The sequence below is a fragment of the Sphingopyxis indica genome (assembly GCF_032879645.1).
GTDB classification, from domain to species: domain Bacteria; phylum Pseudomonadota; class Alphaproteobacteria; order Sphingomonadales; family Sphingomonadaceae; genus Sphingopyxis; species Sphingopyxis indica.
Genome location: NZ_CP076394.1, coordinates 4146354 through 4168494 on the forward strand (window position 1 = coordinate 4146354; position 22141 = coordinate 4168494).

23 protein-coding genes are annotated in these 22141 nt (G+C 62.5%); 9 read left to right on the forward strand and 14 right to left on the reverse strand.

Features of this window, described 5'->3' with window-relative positions:
* From KNJ79_RS19735 to linE, 8 genes are all read right to left on the reverse strand, one after another.
* On the reverse strand, window positions 1-126 hold the full coding sequence (locus KNJ79_RS19735; protein ID WP_269078864.1) for a hypothetical protein: 126 nt from the start codon (window positions 124-126) through the stop codon (window positions 1-3).
* Window positions 127-198: 72 nt separating this feature from the next.
* Window positions 199-966 carry an IS21-like element ISSsp5 family helper ATPase IstB gene (istB, locus tag KNJ79_RS19740; protein WP_007686288.1) on the reverse strand — a complete coding sequence of 256 codons (768 nt, stop codon included), beginning with the start codon at window positions 964-966 and terminating at the stop codon, window positions 199-201.
* Window positions 963-2456, reverse strand: a complete 1494-nt coding sequence (istA, locus tag KNJ79_RS19745; RefSeq protein ID WP_031294232.1) for an IS21 family transposase — start codon at window positions 2454-2456, stop codon at window positions 963-965. Before istA (KNJ79_RS19745) ends, istB (KNJ79_RS19740) begins: the two co-directional genes overlap by 4 nt.
* A 188-nt stretch (window positions 2457-2644) precedes the next feature.
* Window positions 2645-3685 carry a 2,5-dichlorohydroquinone reductive dechlorinase gene (linD, locus tag KNJ79_RS19750; protein WP_013035740.1) on the reverse strand — a complete coding sequence of 347 codons (1041 nt, stop codon included), beginning with the start codon at window positions 3683-3685 and terminating at the stop codon, window positions 2645-2647.
* Window positions 3686-3744: 59 nt separating this feature from the next.
* The gene (locus tag KNJ79_RS19755) at window positions 3745-4377 is read right to left on the reverse strand and encodes a YciI family protein (RefSeq protein ID WP_007686013.1); all 633 of its coding nucleotides are present in this window, start codon (window positions 4375-4377) and stop codon (window positions 3745-3747) included.
* A 7-nt stretch (window positions 4378-4384) separates the two neighbouring features.
* Window positions 4385-5101, reverse strand: coding sequence for an alpha/beta hydrolase (locus tag KNJ79_RS19760; protein WP_007686010.1), 717 nt, complete (start codon window positions 5099-5101; stop codon window positions 4385-4387).
* Window positions 5098-5898, reverse strand: a complete 801-nt coding sequence (locus tag KNJ79_RS19765; RefSeq protein WP_218847786.1) for an alpha/beta fold hydrolase — start codon at window positions 5896-5898, stop codon at window positions 5098-5100. The genes KNJ79_RS19760 and KNJ79_RS19765 overlap by 4 nt, the downstream gene beginning before the upstream one ends.
* Window positions 5899-5932: 34 nt before the next feature.
* Entirely contained in the window at window positions 5933-6898 is a 966-nt protein-coding gene (linE, locus tag KNJ79_RS19770) for a chlorohydroquinone/hydroquinone 1,2-dioxygenase (RefSeq protein ID WP_007686007.1), read from the reverse strand.
* Window positions 6899-7029: 131 nt separating this feature from the next.
* On the opposite strand from linE, the gene KNJ79_RS19775 reads away from it, so the two are divergent.
* Complete coding sequence (locus KNJ79_RS19775; protein ID WP_013041683.1) at window positions 7030-7941, forward strand: LysR family transcriptional regulator; 912 nt, start codon at window positions 7030-7032, stop codon at window positions 7939-7941.
* A 94-nt stretch (window positions 7942-8035) separates the two neighbouring features.
* Here the strand turns inward: KNJ79_RS19775 and KNJ79_RS19780 are convergent, their stop codons facing one another.
* Complete coding sequence (locus KNJ79_RS19780) at window positions 8036-9319, reverse strand: TonB-dependent receptor (RefSeq protein WP_317152289.1); 1284 nt, start codon at window positions 9317-9319, stop codon at window positions 8036-8038.
* 163 nt (window positions 9320-9482) lie between these two features.
* Between KNJ79_RS19780 and istA (KNJ79_RS19785) the strand changes: the two genes are divergently transcribed.
* The gene (gene istA / locus KNJ79_RS19785; RefSeq protein WP_317153959.1) at window positions 9483-10982 is read left to right on the forward strand and encodes an IS21 family transposase; all 1500 of its coding nucleotides are present in this window, start codon (window positions 9483-9485) and stop codon (window positions 10980-10982) included.
* A 20-nt stretch (window positions 10983-11002) separates the two neighbouring features.
* Window positions 11003-11809 (forward strand): IS21-like element helper ATPase IstB, encoded by an 807-nt coding sequence (istB, locus tag KNJ79_RS19790; protein WP_394357185.1) that lies wholly within the window; start codon window positions 11003-11005, stop codon window positions 11807-11809.
* Between the two features lie 83 nt (window positions 11810-11892).
* Here the strand turns inward: istB (KNJ79_RS19790) and linC are convergent, their stop codons facing one another.
* From linC to KNJ79_RS19815, 5 genes are all read right to left on the reverse strand, one after another.
* Window positions 11893-12672 (reverse strand): 2,5-dichloro-2,5-cyclohexadiene-1,4-diol dehydrogenase LinC, encoded by a 780-nt coding sequence (gene linC / locus KNJ79_RS19795; RefSeq protein ID WP_317152291.1) that lies wholly within the window; start codon window positions 12670-12672, stop codon window positions 11893-11895.
* A 60-nt stretch (window positions 12673-12732) separates the two neighbouring features.
* On the reverse strand, window positions 12733-13497 hold the full coding sequence (locus KNJ79_RS19800) for an IS6-like element IS6100 family transposase (RefSeq protein ID WP_001389365.1): 765 nt from the start codon (window positions 13495-13497) through the stop codon (window positions 12733-12735).
* Window positions 13463-14236, reverse strand: a complete 774-nt coding sequence (locus KNJ79_RS19805; protein ID WP_317152292.1) for a DUF2341 domain-containing protein — start codon at window positions 14234-14236, stop codon at window positions 13463-13465. The genes KNJ79_RS19800 and KNJ79_RS19805 overlap by 35 nt, the downstream gene beginning before the upstream one ends.
* Before the next feature lie 2 nt (window positions 14237-14238).
* Window positions 14239-15831 (reverse strand): ShlB/FhaC/HecB family hemolysin secretion/activation protein, encoded by a 1593-nt coding sequence (locus KNJ79_RS19810; protein WP_015460404.1) that lies wholly within the window; start codon window positions 15829-15831, stop codon window positions 14239-14241.
* 413 nt (window positions 15832-16244) lie between these two features.
* Complete coding sequence (locus tag KNJ79_RS19815) at window positions 16245-17198, reverse strand: AraC family transcriptional regulator (RefSeq protein WP_317152293.1); 954 nt, start codon at window positions 17196-17198, stop codon at window positions 16245-16247.
* A gap of 179 nt (window positions 17199-17377) precedes the next feature.
* Here KNJ79_RS19815 and KNJ79_RS19820 point away from each other — a divergent pair, with 179 nt between their 5' ends.
* The 6 genes from KNJ79_RS19820 to KNJ79_RS19845 all read left to right on the forward strand — a co-directional run bounded on the left by KNJ79_RS19820 (window position 17378) and on the right by KNJ79_RS19845 (window position 22062).
* On the forward strand, window positions 17378-18034 hold the full coding sequence (locus KNJ79_RS19820; protein WP_070933761.1) for an energy transducer TonB family protein: 657 nt from the start codon (window positions 17378-17380) through the stop codon (window positions 18032-18034).
* Window positions 18031-18816: a secretin and TonB N-terminal domain-containing protein gene (locus KNJ79_RS19825; protein WP_317152294.1), complete on the forward strand. Its 786-nt coding sequence runs from the start codon at window positions 18031-18033 to the stop codon at window positions 18814-18816. The genes KNJ79_RS19820 and KNJ79_RS19825 overlap by 4 nt, the downstream gene beginning before the upstream one ends.
* Complete coding sequence (locus KNJ79_RS19830) at window positions 18813-19355, forward strand: RNA polymerase sigma factor (RefSeq protein ID WP_015460408.1); 543 nt, start codon at window positions 18813-18815, stop codon at window positions 19353-19355. Before KNJ79_RS19825 ends, KNJ79_RS19830 begins: the two co-directional genes overlap by 4 nt.
* Before the next feature lie 32 nt (window positions 19356-19387).
* Window positions 19388-20368, forward strand: a complete 981-nt coding sequence (locus tag KNJ79_RS19835; RefSeq protein WP_317152295.1) for a FecR family protein — start codon at window positions 19388-19390, stop codon at window positions 20366-20368.
* Window positions 20369-20461: 93 nt separating this feature from the next.
* Window positions 20462-20821, forward strand: a complete 360-nt coding sequence (locus KNJ79_RS19840) for a helix-turn-helix domain-containing protein (RefSeq protein ID WP_317152296.1) — start codon at window positions 20462-20464, stop codon at window positions 20819-20821.
* Between the two features lie 41 nt (window positions 20822-20862).
* A complete protein-coding gene (locus KNJ79_RS19845; RefSeq protein ID WP_317153960.1) occupies window positions 20863-22062 on the forward strand; it encodes a type II toxin-antitoxin system HipA family toxin in 1200 nt (399 codons plus the stop codon).
* The last annotated feature ends 79 nt before the right edge of the window (window positions 22063-22141 follow it).

Below are 22141 nucleotides of genomic sequence, written 5' to 3' on the forward strand. Positions count from 1 at the left end.
TCAAGCGCTGACGGACCAGCCGCCGTCGATGACCAGTTCGGCGCCGGTCACGTATTTAGATTCGTCCGAGGCAAGTGTCAACGGCGGAGCAAAAGTCGGCCATTCGGCGGCGTAAAACCAGGCCATCGTGTTACATGCCGGGGGGAGTGGCGTGAGGGCGTAGCCCGAGGGCCACTCCCCCCGGCATTGGTGTAATTTTCAGGGTCTGGTTTTGGCCTTGCGGGCCCGGCTGTGCGCGAGGCGATAGCTTTCGCCGTTCATCTCGAGGATGCTGACGTGATGGGTCAGGCGATCGAGGAGCGCGCCTGTGAGACGCTCAGATCCGAAGGTTTCGGTCCATTCGTCGAAGGGCAGGTTGCTGGTGATGAAGGTGGAGCCGCGTTCGTAACGCTGGGAGATCAGCTCGAACAACAGTTCGGCGCCGGTCTTGGAGAGCGGCACAAAGCCCAGTTCGTCGATGATGAGCAGCTTGTATCCGGCCATCTGCTTCTGGAAGCGCAGAAGACGGCGCTCGTCGCGGGCCTCCATCATTTCGCTGACCAGCGCTGCCGCGGTGGTGAAGCCCACCGACAGTCCTTTCTGGCATGCTGCCAGTCCGAGCCCCAACGCTACGTGCGTCTTTCCGGTGCCTGATGGCCCCAGAGCGATGGCGTTCTCACGCCGCTCGATCCACTCGCAGCGCGCCATCTCGAGCACCTGCATCTTGTTGAGCCTGGGGATGGCGGCGAAGTCGAAGCTGTCGAGGCTTTTGACGGCGGGGAAGCGCGCGGCCTTGATGCGCCGCTCGACCATGCGACGCTCCCTGTCGATCATTTCCATCTCGACGAGGCGGGCGAGGAAGCGGATATGATCGACGCCTTCAGCGGCACATTGCCGCGCGAGCTTGTGATGCTCACGCAGGCACGTAGGCAGCTTGAGCGCCTTGAGATGGTGAGCGAGAAGGATCTCCGGGGCCTGATCGCTCATGCGGCCTCCTGCCGGTCGGAGAGCAGGCTCAGATAGGCTCTGGCAAAGGTCTTCTCGACCGTGGTGCGTGGCAGGAAGGGATAGACGTCCAGGTCCAGCCTGGGCGGTACGCGTTCGATCCGGCACAGGACGAGGTGCTTGACGGCATCGAAGCCGATGGCGCCAAGATCGATGGCCTGTTCGACCGCCGCCTGGAGATCGGCGAGGGTGAACGTTTCCAGCAGGCGCAGTACCTGCACATATTCGCGCTTGCCATGTTTGTGCATGCGCCCTTCCATCAACCGCTGCAGTGTCGTGAACGCTTCGGGCAGGTCCCAGCCCTGCAAAGGCGCAGCCTGGTCGAATGCGTTGATCTTCTGCTCGATCAGCGGGAGATAATGGAGCGGGTCGAAGGCAACCTCCTCGCGGGCATAGCAACGAGGATGACGGGCGATGACTTCGCTGCGGCAGCCGATCACCACCTCATCGACATAGGCCCTGATCCAGACCTCCTGATGGCCCCAGGCCACCGGAACCGAATAATCGTTGGTCCTGTAGCGCACCAGGGATTGCGAGGAGACCCGCCCGCCTTTCTGATCGCAGGCCTCGAAGGGTGTAGCGGGCAGAGGCTGCATGGCCGCGAGATCGCGCTGCAGCCGCTCACCGATCGTCTCGCTCTGCCCGCGCACCTTGTCCTGCTGGCGCTCGCGGCATTGCTCCTCCAGCCACAGGTTGAACGCCTCCCAGGTCGGGAACTTCGGGATCGGCACCATGAAGTTGCGCCGGCAATAGCCTACCAGCCCCTCCACATTGCCCTTCTCGTTCCCCTTGCCCGGGCGAGCATAGCGGTCGCGGATCACGTAATGTGACAGGAAAGCGCTGAACAATGTTGCACGCTGCCGCGTGCCGTCGGGCAGGATCTTCGCCACAAGGCAGCGATCGTTGTCATAGACGATCGAGCGCGGTACCGCGCCGAAAAACGCGAAGGCATGCACGTGTCCGTCCACCCAGGCCTCCGCCACCGCCGCCGGATAGGCCCGCACATAGCAGGCATCACTGTGCGGCAGATCGAGCGCGAAGAAGTAGGCCTTCTGCTCCACCCCGCCGATCTCCACCAGCGCTTCCCCGAAATCGGCCTGCGCATCTCCCGCAGGGTGCGCCAGCGGCACGAACATCTCCCGGCTGCGCTGTTCGCGCTCCCGGATGTAATCCTTGATGATCGTATAGCCGCCGGTGAAACCATGCTCGGTGCGCAAACGGTCGAATACCCGCTTCGCCGTATGGCGTTGCTTGCGCGGGACACTGCGGTCACCCTCAAGCCATCCATCAATGATCGCCACAAACCCGTCCAGCTTCGGGCGCTGCGGTACGGACTGGCGCCGGTAACCCGGCGGCGATGAAAACGACAGCATCTTGCGTACCGTATCGCGCGACACATTGAAACGCTTCGCCGCCGCCCGTTGGCTCATGCCATCCGCGCAAGCCAGACGGACCTGAAGATAAAGTTCCACGCTGTAGATCCCCACACCTCCCTGACTCGGCAGAAAGGCTTCAAGGTGGACGACTTTTACGCCGCCCGCAGCAGGACTATCCCGCCGCTACCGTGGTCGAATATTGCTCCGCCGTTCTCACTCGGCCCTGCCGGACGACGCGTTCAGGGCATGGACCGCGTCGCTTGCGGACGGCGCGGTGGTTGCCTTTAGGCGTTGCTCAGGAGATGGATGACATTCTCGCTCGGCGGATGGCCGGGCCACTGGATGATCGCATCCTTGACGGAGGGCCGCGCGAAGAGCCGATTGGCATAGGCCTCGACACGGGGCTTGCCTGCACCGTCTTTCCAGAAACCCGAATAGCCGAGCCAGAGGAAGCGGTAGAGACTGACGGCCCAGAACAGGTCGGCGAGCGTGAAGCGGTCGCCGAACAGCCAAGGTCCGGTGGACGCCCCGAGGTCGCGATCGAGATCGGTAACCAGCTGCTCCGCCTTCGAGATGGCGGTCCGCATTTGCGGCTCGTTGATGACGAACGAGGCGGCGGCTTCCTCCTTCACAATCTTGTGTTGGTAGGCTTCGAGGAGAAGCGGGTCGCCGTCCGCGAGCGGGATATTGCGGCGCACGGCGTCGATCTTGTGTGCGTGGATGCCGGGCATGACCGCCTGCATGCTTTCGGGCCGACGATCACCGTCCGGATCGGCGCCGTAGAGCAGGGCTACATGGGGCGTCGTGTCAGCGAGCTGGACCTGCTTGAGCACAGCCTCCCGTATGTCGGCGGGCAGAAGATCGGTACCGCCGGACAAGGCGTCGCAGAGGTAGAGGCAGATTGCCTTGGAATCGGCGAGGATCCGGCCGGTCTCATGGTCGACGAGGGTCGGTACGACGAGCGGGTCGAACCCTTCGGAATCAACAGACGACTGCCCAGTGAACGAGCTGACAGGACGGTGCTTGGCTGCGGCTTCCGATCGCAACCGCAGCCGGACATATTGCGGACAATAATTCTCATTCTGCGGGGGAAGGATCGTCAACTCGTTGGAGCCGAAGGTCACGCCCTTCTCCATTAGGGTGCCGCGCACCTTTTGCGAGCAGACTGAGAACACGAAGTGGAACAGTTCGAACCGCGGTTCGACCGTCGCTTCGCGGCGAAGGAGGCTCGGTGACTGTCGATCCGGGCTAATCAGAGTCGATTGCTCAGGCTTGATAACCTCTTCACGGACTTTCCTCGCCAGGGTTTCTGTATCAGCGCTCATATTTTTATGATCCTTTTGCCTGGAACTGAGACGTTCGGGGATTTTTGCGGGCTAAATCGTCATGTAGAATGAGTGTGTTCCGCCGGCGGCCGGATGGCTGGTGAACTTTCCCGGCGCTCCTGCCCCACGCAGCGCGCAAGGCCGGTAAGCAGCGGCAGTGCAACATAGGTCGCGGCGGGCACGACAAGCCCCACGACCAAGAAGGAGCGCAGCAAAACGGGAAGATGGGCAATGGTGTCGCCCAAGAGAATGTTGACGAGGGCCACTAGCGGCGCGAGCGTGGTGATCAGCAGCAACACTCTGAGATGGCGTGTGCGGAGCGAAGGTTGGGGCGCAGCGCTCACCCCTTCCTTATTCAGACTTTGATGCGCTGCGTCTTGTCTCTCGACGTTCGCCCCTTGCCAGGGGTATCGCCGATCGAACCCGCCCATCCGCCATTCAAGAATGTCGATGCTTTGACGTGCCCCGGACACGGTCATGGGGTCTTCGGCGATGAAGGCCCGGGCTGCGTTCCAATCGTCGACATCAACGAGATATGTCGATCCGACCAAATCGCCGCCTTCGGCGAAGGTGGTCCCCACTGCCAAAATGCTTGCGGTGTGCGACGCAAGATAGGCGCGGTGTGCCGGTATGGCTGCTGTGCGCTCTGCCAGCTTTTCAGGCGAGATGGTGGTTATGACGGAGAACAGCATGGGACGTTCAATCCGTCAGACTTGGCGTGCTTTGCGGCACGAGCGGCTGATGTCGCGGCCCGCGCGTAGGGACCGGCGGGTTCAGCTCGAAGCGTGCGATCAGGGTGTCTCGCAACAACGCGATCTCGTCCGCCCCAATTCCATGGTCCTTGATCGGTTGAATATACTCGCCGACATCAGCACCAGAGAGTCTAAAGCGCTCAGCTGTCTCCCGCACATGCTCTGCCTTGACCCAATCGTCGTTCAGACCACCTGTGAATATCGCCTTGAGACCGGTAAACCGAGGCTCAACTGGCGCGGTTGGGAGCTCAAAACCCGGGAGGCTTCCGGTCAGCGAGCCCAGGAACCCCATTTTCGCAGCGCCGCACCACATGAAGTGACTGGCGAGGCAGGCACCCTGGCTGAAGCCGACTATGCCCTGACGGTCTAGCGCGACCCAGGCTGCTTCCAGCCGCGAGGAGATCTCAGCCAAGGCGGTGCAGGCGTCAGCCACAGACCTGTCGCCGTCTGGATCGAACCCGTCATATTTGGGCGAGTACCACGCCCCGGCGGGCGCTTGCAGGGCAAGCCAGGCGACAGAGGGCAGATCGAGCTGTCTCGCAAGTTCCAGCATCGCTTGCGCACGCTGGCCACGGCCGTGCAGAAGAATGATCGCAGCATTTGCCTGTTCGACAGGCGGGCCGGTCACGATTGTCCCATAGGGTCCTTCAGGGGAAAACGTCATCGCGGCGCTCCAGCAATATGGCGGCATAGCCGGTCCGCAAAGGCGACAGGATGCTGCATCGCGACCTGGTGCGCGGCACCCGTCACAACTTCGAATGCGGCACCTGGAATGAGAGCGGCGGTCGCGCGGACCGCCTCCGGTGGCACGGCGGCATCGTTCGCACCGGCTATGACGAGCGTTGGCGTTTCGACCTGCGGAAGAAGGCTTCTCGCGTCATGGCCCTTGATCGCTGCGACAGCGCCGGTGAATCCGGCAACTGTCGTGGCCAAGATCATCGACTCAGCAAGATCCAGCAGACCTTGGTCGACCGCTCCGGAAAACCATGCCGGATACACGATCGGCACCTGCGTAATGAGCCCGCCGCTGCGCACTGCGGCCACCCGCTTGTCCCAGATCGGCCAAGCTGGCTCTGGAACGAGAGAACCTGCTGCCACGAGTGTCAGCGAGATAAGCCGGTGTCCCGCCGTGGCGCCAAGATATTGCGCGACCATCGACCCGACCGACGTGCCAACAAGATGAACTCTTGCAAACGCGAGGTTATCCATTACATTAAGCACGTCGGCCGCCAGTTCGGCTAGACTGTAGTCGCCGGCACTCGGCGAACTCGTTCCATGACCCCGCAGGTCCATCGTGATCGCATATACCCCTGAAGGTAAACGACCGGCCACGTCATTCCAGGACCGCCAGTCGGCCAGCAGGGAAGAAAGGAGCAGGATCGGCTCACCGCTCGGCAAGCCAGTGGTATGAACACCGATCCGCGCACCATTTCGGCTATTGACTGCCCGATGTCGCCACATTCTCTTCACCCAGCCTGCGGAGTCATCCTTGCGATCAAATGACGATCGGATCGTTCATCGTCCGGAGGAGCTCGTCCTTTACACCTTCGAGCTGCGGCGCGACCTTGACCTCGCTGCCGAGCTTCTCGGGGCTCTCGTCATGGGTGAAACCAAGCGTGACCGAGGCTTCGAACAACACGCCGCCCGGCGTACGAACGTAGATCGATTCGAAGTAGCCGCGGTGCTTGCGATCTGAGAAATCGGTGTAGCCGAGGCCTTCCACGTCAAATTTGAGCGCGGCCTGCACGTCGAGGTCGGCGACTTCAAACGCGGCGTGATGAACTTGGCCTTCGCCAAGCGCCCAGGTGCCGGGCCTTTCGTCCTCATCGATATAGACGTCTAGCACCTTGGCCGCACCGCCATTGCCGAAAGCGTAGCGCTGGTAATTGCCGTCGCGTCCCTGGGGCTTCAGGTTCCAGGCATTGCGCATGAAGGAGTCCATCTCCTCATTGCGATTTAGGGTGGCCGTCCAGCTGTGAAAGCCCCGCAGCGCGACCTCCTTGGGCACATAGGGAGAGTCCCAGGGCTCGAACTGGCCGTCCGTGTCCTGCTCGATGATTTCGAAGCCGACACCGCAGTCGGGGTGCTCGAACGACAGATATTTCTGCCCGAACCGCTCACGCACTTCCGAGACGGTCACAGCGCGCTTTATGAGATGCTCCTGCCACCAGGAAAGCGTACCGACGGGTGCGTTATAGGAAACCGCCGATATCTGCCCTGCACCACGCTTTCCGGTGTAGCCAGCCTGGCGAACGGGGAAAGTGGTGTACAGCGTGCCCGGTTCGCCAAGCTCATTGCCGAAATACAGATGATAGACCGGCCGTGCGCCGTCGTAGAACATCGTCTTCTTGACGAGCCGCTGTCCCAGCGTCTTGACGAGAAGATCCACGTCGCCTTGCGCGGATCCGGTCGCGACGGTGATGTGATGAAGTCCTTCGACGCGTTCGGGCAGTTGCATCATGATCGCTCTCCACTATTTTCTGCGATTGCGGATCGTCTCTTCAAACCTGCACAACGATCGCTGCTGCAGCCTGTTTGAGGGATCAGGGAGTATTTGACAATTGGCGGACCTTCATAGATACAATTCAGATTGTGAATATAGATGACCTGGATTTTCGGCACTTGGTGCTTTTGGATGCGCTGTTAAAGCGGCACAGCGTCAGCGCCGCTGCACGAGAACTCGACCTACCGCAGCCCACCGCCAGCCATGGGCTGGCGCGCCTGCGCAAAGCATTGGGCGACCCGCTTCTCGTCCGGGCGCGCGACGGCATGGAGCCGACACCACGTGCCGAGGCGATCGCCGGGGTTGTTCAGCAACTGCTGGAACTGCGTCGCGACCTGGCTGAAGGCGGGCAGACATTCTCACCTGACCGTCTCAAGCGCGAATTCATCATTGCCGGATCGGACATCGCCCATCTTGTCGTTTTGACGGCGTTGCATTCGGCGGCGCGGTTCGAGGCACCACACACCAGCTACCGCGCACTCACGCTGAGCGGCGATGAAATGGTGAGCGCGCTCGAGACCGGGCATGTCGATATCGCCGTCGGCGCCTATCCGAGCCTTGTTGCCGGCATCAAGACGCAACGGCTCTACCAGGAGGAATATCTGTGCTTCGGAAAGGAAGGTCATCCGTTCATCAAGTCCGGTGAGACCGATGACTTCATGGCCGCAGATCATATCGTGGTCAGCACCAAGGGTATGGCCCATGCCCATCGTGCCGTCGAACGCGCTCTCCTCGACAAGATCCATCCCGATCGGATCAGGATCGTCGCGAGCAGCTTTCTCGTGGCGTTGGCAGCTTGCTTCGAGTCGGACCTTATTCTTACCGCTCCGGCTCGCGTGATTGGTCGGCTCGCCGAGGTCTACGGACTCCGGGCCGTGCGGCCGCCAATTCTTATGGAAGCATTTGAGGTCAGGCAATATTGGCATGCGAGGAACCAAGACGACCCGCCTCACCGCTGGTTGCGACAGCTCCTGCACAAGGTGCTGTCCGCGCGGATGTGAGAAAGCTGCCATCGACCTAGCAAAGAAAGCCCGGCCTAGGTTAAACCCGGGCCGGACAGATAGGAGCATCCGGAGTGGGATCAGTCCGGGTCGATCAGAATTTAAACCTCAAAGTCGCATAATATTCAGACGGCCTGTTCGGCACCGCGCTCAGCAGGCCAGCTCCATTGAGCTGATTGACGCCATTTGCGATGTAGCGTTTGTTGAAAACATTGTTCCCGCCAATTGCGAGAGACCAGTCGTCGCCGGGCGCGCTGTACGTGAGCGAGGCATTGACGAGGCTGACATTCCCACTGAACAACTCGGGCGTGTTTTCCGCATCCGCCGCCATGGTGGACTTGTAGGAATAATCCGCCCGCAGTGTGACCCGACCTTCATTGGCCAGGAAAACGTTGAACTCGGGAGATAGCGTCGCGGTCCACTTCGGGACACGCGGCAGCCGGCTCGCCAGCGTGATCGTGCCCGACGGATCGTTGATCCTCCGATAGTAAGCGTCAATGTATCCCGCCGACGCGCTCACGCGGAAGACGCGGCTCGGCGCGAAGATCGTCTCGACCTCGAAACCCTTGATTCTGGCGTTGCCGGCGTTCTCGAAGGAGGCACCGATGCCGCGCTGGATCTGGATCTGGATGCCCTTGTAGTCCGTGTAGAATGCCGCAGCATTGACTTGCAGCATTCGATCGAAAAGCTGCGACTTGAAGCCGATCTCGAACGTGTCGGCTTTCTCCGGATTGAAGCTCGGCGCCTGCTTGTCCGCAGGCTTGGTCGGATCCGGCGGGACCGGAGCGGCGACGCGGGTCGTCCAGCCGCCCGACTTGAACCCCTTCGAGAATGATCCGTACAGCATTATCCGCTCGGTCGGATGGAGTTCGATGCCGACGCGCGGCGAAACATTGCTGAACGAGAGCTTCTGCTCCCCTGTCGGGTAGAATTGCGACAGGTCTGTCGGATCCGGGAACAGAAATGCCGGAGTACCGAGTTTGGTGAGAAGCATATTGAGGTCCCGCTGGCTTCCAACGAGCGTCTTATCTTCCTTGGTATAACGTCCGCCCAGCGTGATCCCGATGAGATCGTTCACACGGTAGTTGAGGTGCGTGAAGAGCGCGTAGGACTTGGTGTTGAACCGATAGTTTCCGACGATCTGCAACAGACCGCCGGGAAATGCGACATCCTCCGATTCCCTACCACCTTCTGAGAAATAATACGCGCCGACGAGATAATCGAGTTTGTCATTGAACGCCTTGCCCGAAAGCTGCAGCTCTTCGCTGAACTGATGCTGCTTCACCCGGAATGAGCCCTCGAACCCCACGACCGGTGAGTTGTCGAGATCCTGTCCGAAACGGGTGTCGAGATTGCGATAGGCGGTGATCGACTTCAAGGCAGGTCCACCCAAGTCGATATCGACGGTCCCTGTGAATCCGAAATTGCGCGTGTGTGCAGGGCGGTGACAAACCAGGCCAATGGAGCGCCGGCGATTTGCTGAGCGCGGCGGTATAAAAACCAGCCATTGGATAAGGTTGCTCCTTTTGGAGCGGCCAGGGATGTTTGCCGTGGAGGTTTACGCAGCGGTTCGCCGTTTTGTGTTTGTGGAAGGGAACAGTCAGCGTGAGGCGGCGAAGGTGTTTGGCCTGAGCCGTGATACGATTGCCAAGATGTGCCGGTTCTCGCTGCCGCCGGGCTACACGCGTACGAAGCCGGTGGCCAAGCCGAAGCTGGGACCGTTGCTGCCGGTGATTGACCGGATCCTGGCGGAGGACCGGATAGCGCCGGTAAAGCAGCGGCACACGGCTAAGCGGATATTCGAGCGGCTGCGCGACGAGCATGGCTATGACGGCGGCTACACGGTGGTGAAGGATTATGTCCGGCAATGCCGGGCGCGCGGCCGCGAGACGTTCGTGCCGCTGGCGCACCCGCCGGGCCACGCGCAAGTGGATTTTGGCGAGGCGGTGGGCGTGATCGGCGGAGTGCGGCAGAAAGTGCATTTCTTCTGCATGGACCTGCCTCAGTCGGATGCCTGCTTCGTGAAGGCCTATCCGGCGGAGACGACCGAGGCGTTCCTCGACGGGCACGTTTCGGCGTTCGCCTTCTTCGGCGCGGTGCCGCGCTCGATCCTGTACGACAACACCAGGATCGCGGTTGCGAAGATCTGCGGCGACGGCAAGCGCGAGCGCACGCGGGCCTTCACCGGACTGGTCAGCCACTACTTGTTCACCGATCGCTTCGGCCGCCCTGGGAAGGGCAACGACAAAGGAAAGGTCGAAGGACTGGTAAAGCATGCCCGGACGCACTTCATGGTGCCGATCCCGCATGCAGCGAGCTACGACGACTTCAACGGGGAACTGGAACGCCGCTGCCGCGCCCGGCAGGAAGAGCGGGCCGGACGGCACAGCCAGACGATCGGCGAGCGGCTCGTGGCCGACCTGGCAGCGATGCGCCCCTTGCCATCAGGGACGTTCGAGCCGTGCGACACGCGGGCCGCCCGCGTATCATCGACAGCATTGGTGCGCTATCGCACCAACGACTACTCGGTTCCGACCCGCTACGGCTTCCAGGACGTGGTGGTGAAGGGCTTCGTCGATCAGGTTGTAATCCTGTGCGGCAGCGAGGAGATCGCCCGTCACCCGCGCTGCTATGGCGAGGCCATGTTCGTGGCGAACCCGCTCCACTACCTGGCGCTGATCGAGACCAAGCCGGGAGCCCTCGACCAGGCTGCCGCATTGCAGGGCTGGGACTTGCCCGAGGTGTTCCAGCATCTGCGTCACCTGCTGGAGGCTCGGATGGGCAACAAGGGCAAGCGCGAGTTCATCCAGGTGCTGCGTCTTCTGGAAGCCATCCCGATGGAGGTGGTCACCTTCGCGATGAACGAGGCGATCCACATCGGCGCCATCGGCTTCGATGCGATCAAGCAGATCGCGCTGGCGCGCATCGAGCGCCGGCCCGCCCGGCTCGATCTGGCCTCCTATCCGCACCTGCCCAAAATGGAGGTAAAGACGACGCGCGCCGCCGACTATGCCACTCTCCTGCCGGAACTGGCAGCATGAGCAGGGCAGCGGACGACAGGATGCCGGCGGGCACGACGGCGGGCACGCCGCAAGTCCTGCTGGCGCATCACCTCAAGCAGCTCAAACTGCCGACGGTACTGCGCGAGTATGAGAAGCTGGCCCGGGAATGCGCACGTGATGGTGTTGATCATACCCGCTACCTGCTGCGCCTCGTCGAGCTGGAACTGATCGACCGGGAGCGCCGCACGGTCGAGCGCCGGATCCGCGCCGCCCGGTTCCCGGCGGTGAAGAGCCTCGACACCTTCGACTTCACGGCCATCCCCAGCCTCAACAAGATGCTCGTCCTGGAGCTGGCGCGCTGCGAATACATCCTGCGGCGGGAAAACATCATCGCGCTGGGCAACAGCGGGACGGGCAAGACCCACGTCGCGCTCGCGCTGGGCCTGGCGGCCTGCCAGAAGGGCTTCACCGTCGCGTTCACCACCGCCGCGGCGCTGGTGAACCAGTTGATGGAAGCCCGCGACGAAAAGCGGTTGCTCAAGATGCAGCGCGACCTTGCCGCCGTGAAGCTCCTGATCGTTGACGAACTGGGCTACGTCCCGCTCTCGTCCACGGGCGCGGAACTGTTGTTCGAAACCTTCTCGCAGCGCTACGAGCGGGGATCGACGATCGTCACCTCCAATCTGCCGTTCGAGGACTGGACGCAAGTTCTGGGGTCCGAACGGCTCACCGGAGCGCTGCTCGACCGGCTCACCCACCACGTCAGCATACTCACCATGAACGGCGACAGCTACCGCCTCAAGCAGTCCGCCCACCGCCGCCGCGCTGCCGGGGCGGAGCAAAACCAGGCCACCCCCGACGACTGACCTGACCCAAAACGGCAAATATGCAAAGGGCCCCGATCGGGGCCCTTTGCATATAGTCCGCGCTCATCCTCAATGGCCTGCTTTTACTCCGCCATGCTGGCCTGGAATCCGACCGCCGTTGACAAGCCGCCGTCTGCTGCAAGGCAGGAGCCGGTGACGAACGAAGCCGCGTCGGACAGCAACCATACGGCGGCCTGGGCCTGCTCGTGCGGTTCGCTGAAACGGCCGATCGGGTGGATCGATTTCAGATAGGGCTCAAGGCCCGCATCATTGTCCATCACGCGCTGCAGCATAGGCGTGCGCACCGCGCCGGGCACAAGCGCGTTCACGCGAATGCCGTGCTTGCCATAGTCTGCCGCCGCCATGCGGGTCAGCCCGACCACCGCATGCTTCGCGCCGACATATTCGCCGTGCATCGGCACGCCGACCACGCCAGCGACGGATGCGGTGTTGACGATCGATCCCTTCGTCCCGCGCTCGATCATCGCAAGGATCTGGTACTTCATGCACAGGAACGTGCCGGTTACATTGATATCCATGCTCTGCCGAAACCGTTCGAGCGACACTTCGGCAAGCGGCAGTCCGGCCTGCGGGATCCCCGCATTGTTGAACGCGCCGTCAAGCCCGCCGAACGCCGCCAGAGTCTGCGCGACAAGTGCCTTCACGTCCTCTTCCTGTGCGATGTCGCACCGGAAATAGGCGGCCTTCCCGCCAGACGCAGCGACGACCGCCTCACCGGCCTCGTCGTTGATGTCCGCCACCGCGACGTTGGCACCACTGGCCACCAGCAATTCCACGGTGGCGCGCCCGATGCCGCTGCCACCACCCGTCACGATTATCGTCTTGCCGCTCAAATCAGACATCTATCCGGCTCTGTTGCAAAGATTGGCGGCAGTCAGAGGTAGGCTGTCGCTCTGCGCCGATCAGGCGGCTGCTGCGAAATGGTGGTTGAGCATGCCCATGGCCTCCGTCAGCGCCGAGGGCCCAATGCCAAAAGCTCTCTCCACAAGGCGCACCTCGCCCCTGATGCCGGGCTGCAGGCACCAGGGGCGAGCCTGTCCTTTGCGCAGGGCTCGCATGACTTCGAATCCCTTGATCGTGGCATAGGCCGTGGGGATCGATTTGAAACCGCGCACCGGCTTGATCAGTATCTTGAGCTTTCCGTGATCGGCCTCGATCACGTTATTGAGATACTTCACCTGCCGGTGGGCCGTCTCCCGGTCCAGCTTTCCTTCGCGCTTCAATTCGGTGATCGCTGCACCATAGCTCGGCGCTTTGTCGGTATTGAGCGTGGCAGGCTTTTCCCAGTGCTTCAGGCCTCGCAGGGCCTTGCCCAGGAACCGCTTCGCTGCCTTGGCGCTGCGGGTCGGCGACAGGTAGAAATCGATCGTGTCGCCCCGCTTGTCGACTGCCCGGTACAGGTAGGTCCACTTGCCCCGCACCTTGACGTAGGTTTCATCCAGGCGCCAGCTCGGATCAAAGCCACGCCGCCAGAACCAGCGCAGCCGCTTCTCCATCTCCGGGGCGTAGCACTGGACCCAGCGATAGATCGTCGTATGGTCGACCGAAATGCCGCGTTCCGCCAGCATTTCCTCAAGGTCGCGATAGCTGATCGGATAGCGACAATACCAGCGCACCGCCCACAGGATCACATCACCCTGGAAATGGCGCCACTTGAAATCCGTCATCGTTCCGTCCGTCCAATCTCCGCCAAGCATGCTCAAGCTTCACGATTTTTGCAACAGAGCCGCTCACCGCACCCGGCAGGCTGAAGATCGCGCCATCGCCCGAGGGTTTTACCCAGAAGCTGATGGAAAGCGGGCCGGAAGCGAAGGCGGACGCGGGCAGCGTCACCGGGTTCGCGCCATCGAGAATGAGGCTCGATCCGATCAGGCCGCCCGCGTTCCGCGCTTCTCCGCCAGTGGCGTGGGCGCCATTGGCGGTGGCGTCCCGAGGAGCTCCCTCGTTGTCGAAGTGATAGACAAGGCGATAGTCGGCGCTGAAGGTGCCGGCTGCATCCTGCGCAGCCGCCGCGCTTTCATTGCCATAATAGGCATAGATCGCGGACGCCTGACCCGGCTGAAGTCCCTGGACATCAACCCAGACCAGCGCCTGCTCGTCCTGCGGCGACCAGCGCTCGATGTGGAACTTGAGCGGCGTGCGATCGTCGCCAGCGACAAAGCGCAGGTCGGAACCGTCCGCCTTCACATCCTTGAAGCTGAAATTGCCCGAGTGCAGGCGAACCAGCACCGGCGCGCGCGTGACTTCGCCGGTGATGCCGGCGGCGTCGACGTTGAGATTGATCCTGGTGCGATAGCTGTAATCGGCCTCCCACCAGGCATGAGCCGGAGCGGCGAATGCGACAGTCGCGGCCAGCGCGACGCCACCGGCAACCGCACCCTTTTTGAGACGTGCAATAACGGACATGATTAGAATTCCCCCTGGATGCGGAAGCGAACGAAGATGTCGCCGGACTCGGATTCCGAACCCGACCTGAGCGGAACACCGGCGTTGATCGCGCCGGTCAGATGGTTGAAGAGCTTGAGCCGTGCGCCGAGGCCGGCGCTGGAAAGCCAGGTGTTGCGGGTCGCAAGCTGGCTTTCGAGCGGCTGGTGGATGCCGACATAGCCACTGTCGATAAAGGCGTGGAACCGCAGCTCATTGATGAGCTCGCTGCCGAGCATCCGGCCTAAATCCGGCGAGCGCAGTTCGGTCTGATAGGCAAAGCCATAATCACCGATCGCCTCGGACTCATAATAGCCGCGCACGCTCGACATGCCGCCGAGCGAGAAGCCTTCGTTCGAGATCAGCGGATCGGGCGACCATTGGCCGGAGAACCGCGCGTTGAGCTGAAGATCGGGTCCGAACGTCCGCGTGGTCTCCGCGTCGAGCTTCAAGGCGATGAAGCTCTGGCGGGCCATGTAACGCTTGGCGTCGAAGCGCTCCCAGGGATCGCCGAGACCGCGGATGCCGAAGGTGCCCGAAACGGTGATATTGCTGTTCGAGCGATCGCCCGCCCAGTCGCCGCGCCAGCTCGCCATGACCGGGAAATATTCGATCGGGGCGGACGCACGGTCGGAACCGAGGATCACATCCTCCTTAAAGTCCTTCCAGTCGAAACCGAGCGTCAGCGAATGATAAAAGCCCTCGCTGGACCCGAGCGACTGGATCAGCCGGGCGCCGATCATGTTGCCCTTGCCGACGACATTGGTCCCGCCGACCACCGCGATGTCGCTGTCGGAATGGACCCCATAGAGCAGGAGCTGCGTGCCTTGCCCCAACCGCATCAGATAATTGCCGGACAAGACGGTGCCGTCGTCGGTGCGCTCGGGGGCGGTCTGAGCGGACAGACTTAGGGAATCCCCGCGTCCCCACATATTGTCGTAGCGGATTGTCGCGGACGCCCGCAGATCGGTCGTGGCCGATGAACTGAAATTGTTGAGCTCCGCAGAGGCATGGAACGGCGAGCTTTCCTCGACCTTGAGGACGACATCGAGCGTTCCGGGCGCTTCGCCGGCACGTAGTTCCGGCGTGACGCGGCGATTGGGATTGCTGTTGAGCGCGACGACATCGCGCTGGAAGGCGGTCAGGTTGGGCGTCTGGCCCGGCGCGACCGAGGGCGCCATCGCGCGCAGAGCATCGGCGCGTCCCGTGTCGCCTTCGACGAGCAGCTGGCCGATGGCCTGTTGCTGAACAGCCAGTTGCAGAACCCCGCCGTCGACGGATTGTTCAGGCACATAGACAGAGACCGCCACATAGCCGGCATCCTCATAGGCTTTCTGCAAAGCCGCCCGTGCGGCCTCCACATCGGCCTCACTTCGTCCCGGCCCCATGAAGGGCAGGATCGCCCGCTCGACATCGTCAGGCGCAAGGACGGTGTTGCCCTTCACCTGAAACGCCATGATGTCGAACTGAGCGCCTGCATCGGCGGGCGCGCCCGTGGCGTCGCCGGCCACACCGTCCTGGGCGAATGCCGGGGCTGCGATCAGGCCTATGGCGACGGCAAGCGCGACATGGCTCACAGCGCGACGCCGGTGATCTTTTTCAAACCTCAAAACCTGTACCCCCTGCCGGAAGCGCCGCCACGGCTTGGAGCCGGACGGCGATCGGTCGCTGTCGTCCCATGGCTGGCGCACGCAAAGATTCGTGCTGCATTGCAGCGCCAGTTGTCGATGCGCTCTTAAGAAGGGATGCGGGAGAGTCTCAAGACATAACGCATGAACAAATGCGTTTCGTCTCGCCTAGGTCGTTTAGTATGTAAGTTGTGTTACAGGGATCGCTGGTATACGTATTATCGTAATGCCACAGGCGAATCACTTAATAGTAATTTATGTCGAATAATATTGTATTTTTACTTCATTGCAGCAGAAATTGCGCCCTGACTATTCGTCGGGACGCTGAAGAGAATATTGTCTCCCAGGGGCGGGAGGAAGGTTCAGTCGCGCATGGCGCGAAAGGCCCGCGCGCGGGTCTTGCTCGGCGTTTCTCCAAAGTGACGTTGATAGGTCCGGCTCATCACGCCTGGCGCGCCGAAGCCGGCGGCGAGCGCGATGTCGCTGATAGATCGGCTTTCGGTCACGCTTTCGAGGCGGGCTCTCACCCACTCGATGCGGATTTGCTGAACGAGCTGGGTAACGGTGTTTCCAAGGCAGGTTCGGAAGTTCCGGCGCAAGGTGCCAGGCGTCACGCCCACCATCGGCGCCAAATCGTTGATCGTCCAACTGTGCTGCGGGTTGGCGCGGATATGCTCGACGGCCCGCTGCACCGAGCGCGCGACGGGAAAGAGCGTGTCAGCAACCGCATCCTCGCGCAACCGCTTCACCAGTCCATCAAGCGTGCGCTGCTCGAGCACGCGATCGTCCTGGCCGGGCTCCGCCGCAACCGAAGCGCGCGGCAGTTGGGCGCCCAGATCGTCGAGAGACCAGCCGAACAGATGATCGATCGCCGCGAGACGGCGCGGACTGCCAAGCACGCGCGAGGCGGCCGACTGGATGGCGGCGCGCGGAATATGCAGGAAGAGCGCGCTCGAACCGGCGGCGCAGACAACGGCCGTCCGTGTAATGGCGCCAAGGAGCAGCGCCGAACCAGCGCTGAGCGTCTGCGCTTTCCCCTCCGTCACCACCACGGCCGTCCCGGTGATCGGCATGACGATGTGGACGGTCGCGTCGGTGGAGGAGAGCGCAACAACGCGCTGGCGCGGAAAAGCCCGATAATCGAAGTCGAGCGGACCGAGCTTGAAGCGTTGCCGCAAGACCGCCGGGCGTGCCGCTTCACGGACGGCAACCGCGTGACGATGGGGCGCGACTGCACGCACGGATGGCAAGGCGATCGCCCTGTTATCCGCGTCATGCGTCTCCAATCTGATGGCCATATTCGGGTTCATGGTCATGGTCCTCGACTGGAAGACCAATCTCGCGACATCGAACGAAAGACTTTTTTCGCTTCGAGGCATTTTTCTTCAGCCCGGCATCGCGAAAGAATTCTGCCGCCCGGCCAGCTGTCACGAAGACGCGATAATTTCTGCCTACGGGCTGAGCATTTGAATGACAGTGGGATGACAGACGCACGATGAGTCGGGAGGTCTCGACACGACTGATAGGCTGGCTCGCCTCGCTCTCCATGCACGCTGCCATGGGGGCTGCTCTCTTATGGGCCTGGGATAAGGGCACGCCTGTTCGCGACGTCGCCGGCGGCGATCGCGGTTCGGTACTGATCGTCGAACTCATCCCCCTTGATCCCGCGGACGGACGCGCTCGCGACGACAGGCCCCAGCGCGGCGAGATGGCGGAGGCTCTGTCGCAACCACGCCCCCCGGAGGCGTCCGGCCTGACCGGAGATCCTGACCCGTTGCCGCGCGCTGCCGGGCCTGAGTCAGATGGGATGCGCGCCAGTGCCGAGGCGCAGGGCGACGCACAGGATCTGGCCAATCTCCCGACCGCCGATGTCCTCGCTTATCGCCGGCGACTAGAGGCTCATCTGGCGCGTTACCGCCTCTATCCCGCCGGTGCGCGCGATGCAGGCCGCGAGGGCGTGGTCATGCTGCACTTCACCATGTCGCGTGAGGGGCGAGTGATCGAGGCCTGGGTTGGAGAAAGCTCCGGCGCCACCGACATCGACCGGGAAGCGGTGGCCGCGGTCATGCGCGCGCAGCCCCTCCCGGCTTTCCCGGAAGGCTGGCCCGGCCAGCTCAGCGTCGTCCTCCCGGTGACCTTCAGGCTCGGATGACAAGGGTTGCGCGCATCCCTTTCATTGCAGTCAGGCGAAGCGGACGAGGGCTTCTGCTCGTTGCCGCCATCGTCTTCACGATCTGCATGGCCGGGGCGGCGGCAGCCCAGACAGCGCCGGCGATGCAAGAGCGGCGCTACGATATTCCCGCCCAACCCGTGGCGCAGGCGATTGCCGAGTTTGCGACCGTGAGCGGCGTCAACATCATCTATCGCCAAAGCCTCGCCGGTGCGCGGCAGTCCACACCGCTCAGCGGCGTCTATGCCGCGCCTGCCGCGCTCCGGCATCTGCTGCAAGGCACCGGCCTCTCGGCGCGCTTCACCGGCCCCAACTCCGCGGTGATTTTCGTCGAGGGCCAGCCGCCACCGACCGACCGGGCCGGAAATGCGGTGACGGCCAGCCCGTCCGCGCTCCATCTCGACATGGCGGAAGTTCGCGCGCCGCGCCTGGTCGGTCGCCGCGATCCGAGCGCCTACAACCATTATGCCCAGCGCGTTCAGACGGAAATCTTCGAGCGCCTGAAGCGCGACGGCGCCTATGAGGGGCGTAGTTTTCGCATCGAGATCGCCGTCTCCGTCGATCCGACCGGCCGCATCGATGAGGTGCGCCTGATGCGCGGCAGTTCCGAACCTGATTGGGACGCCCGCGTCCGCCAGATCCTGTTCGGCACGCTTATCAGCAGCCCGCCGCCCGAGGGGCTAAGCCGGTCGATGCGCTTCGAAGTGGAAACCGACCGTTTTGCGGGACGTGAAGCGCGGCCTGGCGGGAGGCGGCGTCAATGAGCGCGACGCGGGCCAGTCTCAAAACAACGCTGGCGCTCCGCTACACCCAAATTCGCGATCGCCTGGCCGCGCGTCTTGGCTCGCAGGACCTGGCCGGCGAAGCGCTGCACGAGACCTGGATCAAGTTCAGCGATCTCAAAGATGACGCGCCCGTCAACGACCCCGACGCCTATATCTATCGCGCGGCGATCAACATGGCCGCGACCCTGTCGGCGAAACAGCGCCGCGTATTGGGCAGCCAGGATATCGAAGACATATTGTCGATCCCCGATGACGCGCCCGGCCCGGAACGGATCGCCCTGGCGCGCAGCGAACTCGCCCATGTCTGGAAAGTGCTGGGTGAACTGACGCCCCGCCAGCGCCACGTCTTCATTGAGAGTTTCACCGGCACGATGAGCCATGAGCAACTCGCCGAGCACTATGGCGTGACGGTGCGGCTGATCCAGATGGACCTGCGCGGCGCCATTTTGCACTGCGCGCGTCGTACCCGGCGAAAAAACCCTTTCGCTGAGCGGGCCGCTCGCGTGTCTACCCGATAGGAGGAGAAAGAATTGAGGATGCAGACCGCGCAATGGCCGCGCCCGTTGGATTCGGATTGCCGATGACGGATCGGGAGATCCGTGAAGATGACGCCGACGACCTGCTCGTCGAAGCGGCCGATTGGCTCGTCTGCCTGACCTCCGGCGCAGCGACGGACGACGATGCCGCCCGGCTTGCGGCATGGCGCGCCACCAGCCCGGCGCACGAGGCCGCCTTTCGTGAGATTGCCGGCGTGCGCAATTACGCCGTCGCGGCGAAGCACAACAAGAAGCCCGCCATGGTGAGCCGCCGCGCTGTTCTGGCCGGCGGCGGCACGGCAGCGCTCGCCGCACTGACGCTGGGCGTCGCCCGACCGCCGCTCGGCCTCTGGCCTTCCTTTGCCGAGCTCACCGCGGACCACCGGACCGCAATCGGGCAGCGATACGCCTTTGCGCCCGTAAACGGCGTCAAGGTGGAGATGAATTCCCGCACCGCCATATCCCTGCTCGACACGACCCGCGACGGTGCAAACGGCATCAGTCTCGTGGTGGGCGAGGCCTTCATCACCGCCGGGGAACGCAGTGCGCCGTTCCGGGTGAAGGCAGGCGCAGTGGAGGCCTCGACACGGCGCGCCAGCTTCAACGTCCAGCGCCTCGATGGCGGCGTTCGCATCGCCTGTGTCGATGGAGAGGTAACATGCCGTGGAGGCGATCAGCCCATCATGCTGCGCGCCAATCAACAGGTGTTCGTCGCAGCCGATGGCGGAACACGTCGCAGCGAGATCGACGGCGCCAAGGCGACGGCCTGGCGGCGCGGCCTGCTGATCTTCGAAGGCGCTTCGCTGGCCGAAGTGGTCGACCAGATCAATCTCTACCGCTCGGGCAAGATCGTGCTCGCCAATACGGCGCTGGGCAGGCTTGAGGTCAATGCGATCTTCCACACCAACCGGATCGAGGAAGCCGTCCCGCAGATCGAGCAACTGCTGAACTTGCGCGCACGCCACCTTGCCGGCGGCGTGGTGGTGATGAGCTGACACATTACCGGCCATCCACGCCTCGACTGGACATGATGATCTGAAAACGAACCATTCGACACAGCAATGATATGTTTTAGTATCTTTGGTTGATTGTCATTCGTCTATATGATACCTATTCGGATCAATTATGAGTCGATCGATCCGCAAAGGCATCAAATGGAAGACGACCTGTTAAAAGAGATCGGCGATCAGCTTCGGCGGGCGCGGCAGGCCGCGCGGCTGACCCAGGAACAAGTCGCTGATCTCGCCGGCATATCACGCCCGCGCTATCGCGACATTGAGACAGGGGCAGCGGCGGCGCGCGCCACGACATTGATCAACATCGCCCGGGCGGTCGGCCTTGAGATGATGCTGGTGCCCCAGGCGGTGGCGCCGGCCGTGGCGGCGCTCTTGCATCCGGAGACAGACGATGATCGCCCAGCCTTCAGCCCGCAACCGGAAGAGCGGTGATGACAGCCTTGCCAACCGCTGAGGCGATAACCTCCCTGGATGTGTTGCTGAAGGACGTGAAGGTCGGCACGATCGTCAGAACGCCCGGTGATTTCAGCGCCTTCAGCCTTGATCCGGCCTATCGCGCGACGGGCGGCGTTCCGGTTCTGAGCCTGTCCCTTCGCTCGGCATCAGGGGATTTGCGTAAAGACCCGCGTCCTGTCTCTGGCGCCTTGCCGGCCTTTTTCGCCAATCTCCTGCCCGAAGACCGTTTGCGCGCAGCGATGGAGAAGCACCACGCCGGCACTGTGCGGGCGGGCAATGATTTTGATCTCCTGGCGGCGCTCGGCGCTGACTTGCCCGGCGCTGTGCGTGTATTGCCCTCTGACGGACAAGCCAGCGTCACCACAACAGCCTCACATGGACCACGCAAGGCTCGTTTCTCATTGGCGGGCGTGCAAATGAAGCTCTCGGTGATGAAAAACGCCGGCAAGGGCGGCGGTCTGACGCTGCCGCTTGGTGATGGCGAAGGACAATATATCGCCAAGTTCCCGTCCACCGCCTTTCCTGGCGTATCGGAAAACGAATTTGCCAATCTCGCGCTTGCCGAAGCAATCGGGATGGACGTACCGGAGCGAGACCTCCTTAGCCGCGACCAGTTCGAGGGGATACCCGAAGAGTTTGATACGCTGGCCGAGGGACAAGTTCTCCTCGTTCGGCGTTTCGATCGCGAAGCCGGTGGGCAGCGTGTCCATATCGAGGATTTTGCGCAGGTTTTCGGTCTCTATCCTGCACGTAAATATGACGGTGCAGCCTTCCACGACATCGCATCGGTGCTGAACGTCGCGATCTCACCCTTCCCCGCGCTGGAATTCGTCCGGAGACTGACTCTCTCGGTTGTGATGGGCAACGGCGACATGCATCTCAAGAACTGGTCGTTAATCTATCCAGGTGCGGGGGACACCCCGGCACTGGCGCCGATCTACGACATGCTTTCAACGGTTCCCTATATTCCCTCAGATAGTCTGGCGCTGTCGCTTGGCAGTGAACGATCGTTCAAGGCACTGGGACCGGCCCGATGGAAGGCCTTCGCCAATCGGGCGAGGCTTCCAGAGCCTGCCGTGCTCAAAGCCGTTGCAGAGACAGTACAGCGCATCGACGCGCATTGGTGGACCTTGCCAGAACGCGACGCCGTTCCCGCAGCGGTGCTGGAGCGGATTGATGCGCATGTAAAAACCATGCTGCCGATCCTCACGGATTGAGCGCCCTTGCGAGCTGACAAGGTTAATTATTTCGTTTCGATGACAGAATCCGTTTCGTTTGCAGCCGCCTCCGCTGGTC

What these genes read in the sequence shown, in the direction of transcription:
- KNJ79_RS19735 (WP_269078864.1), bottom strand. Translation starts at nt 126, where the DNA reads ATGGCCTGGTTTTACGCCGCCGAATGGCCGACTTTTGCTCCGCCGTTG.
- istB (WP_007686288.1), bottom strand. Translation starts at nt 966, where the DNA reads ATGAGCGATCAGGCCCCGGAGATCCTTCTCGCTCACCATCTCAAGGCG.
- linD (WP_013035740.1), bottom strand. Translation starts at nt 3,685, where the DNA reads ATGAGCGCTGATACAGAAACCCTGGCGAGGAAAGTCCGTGAAGAGGTT.
- KNJ79_RS19755 (WP_007686013.1), bottom strand. Translation starts at nt 4,377, where the DNA reads ATGCTGTTCTCCGTCATAACCACCATCTCGCCTGAAAAGCTGGCAGAG.
- KNJ79_RS19760 (WP_007686010.1), bottom strand. Translation starts at nt 5,101, where the DNA reads ATGACGTTTTCCCCTGAAGGACCCTATGGGACAATCGTGACCGGCCCG.
- KNJ79_RS19765 (WP_218847786.1), bottom strand. Translation starts at nt 5,898, where the DNA reads ATGTGGCGACATCGGGCAGTCAATAGCCGAAATGGTGCGCGGATCGGT.
- linE (WP_007686007.1), bottom strand. Translation starts at nt 6,898, where the DNA reads ATGATGCAACTGCCCGAACGCGTCGAAGGACTTCATCACATCACCGTC.
- istA (WP_317153959.1), top strand. Translation starts at nt 9,483, where the DNA reads ATGTTTGCCGTGGAGGTTTACGCAGCGGTTCGCCGTTTTGTGTTTGTG.
- istB (WP_394357185.1), top strand. Translation starts at nt 11,003, where the DNA reads ATGCCGGCGGGCACGACGGCGGGCACGCCGCAAGTCCTGCTGGCGCAT.
- linC (WP_317152291.1), bottom strand. Translation starts at nt 12,672, where the DNA reads ATGTCTGATTTGAGCGGCAAGACGATAATCGTGACGGGTGGTGGCAGC.
- KNJ79_RS19800 (WP_001389365.1), bottom strand. Translation starts at nt 13,497, where the DNA reads ATGACGGATTTCAAGTGGCGCCATTTCCAGGGTGATGTGATCCTGTGG.
- KNJ79_RS19805 (WP_317152292.1), bottom strand. Translation starts at nt 14,236, where the DNA reads ATGTCCGTTATTGCACGTCTCAAAAAGGGTGCGGTTGCCGGTGGCGTC.
- KNJ79_RS19815 (WP_317152293.1), bottom strand. Translation starts at nt 17,198, where the DNA reads ATGACCATGAACCCGAATATGGCCATCAGATTGGAGACGCATGACGCG.
- KNJ79_RS19820 (WP_070933761.1), top strand. Translation starts at nt 17,378, where the DNA reads ATGAGTCGGGAGGTCTCGACACGACTGATAGGCTGGCTCGCCTCGCTC.
- KNJ79_RS19825 (WP_317152294.1), top strand. Translation starts at nt 18,031, where the DNA reads ATGACAAGGGTTGCGCGCATCCCTTTCATTGCAGTCAGGCGAAGCGGA.
- KNJ79_RS19830 (WP_015460408.1), top strand. Translation starts at nt 18,813, where the DNA reads ATGAGCGCGACGCGGGCCAGTCTCAAAACAACGCTGGCGCTCCGCTAC.
- KNJ79_RS19835 (WP_317152295.1), top strand. Translation starts at nt 19,388, where the DNA reads ATGGCCGCGCCCGTTGGATTCGGATTGCCGATGACGGATCGGGAGATC.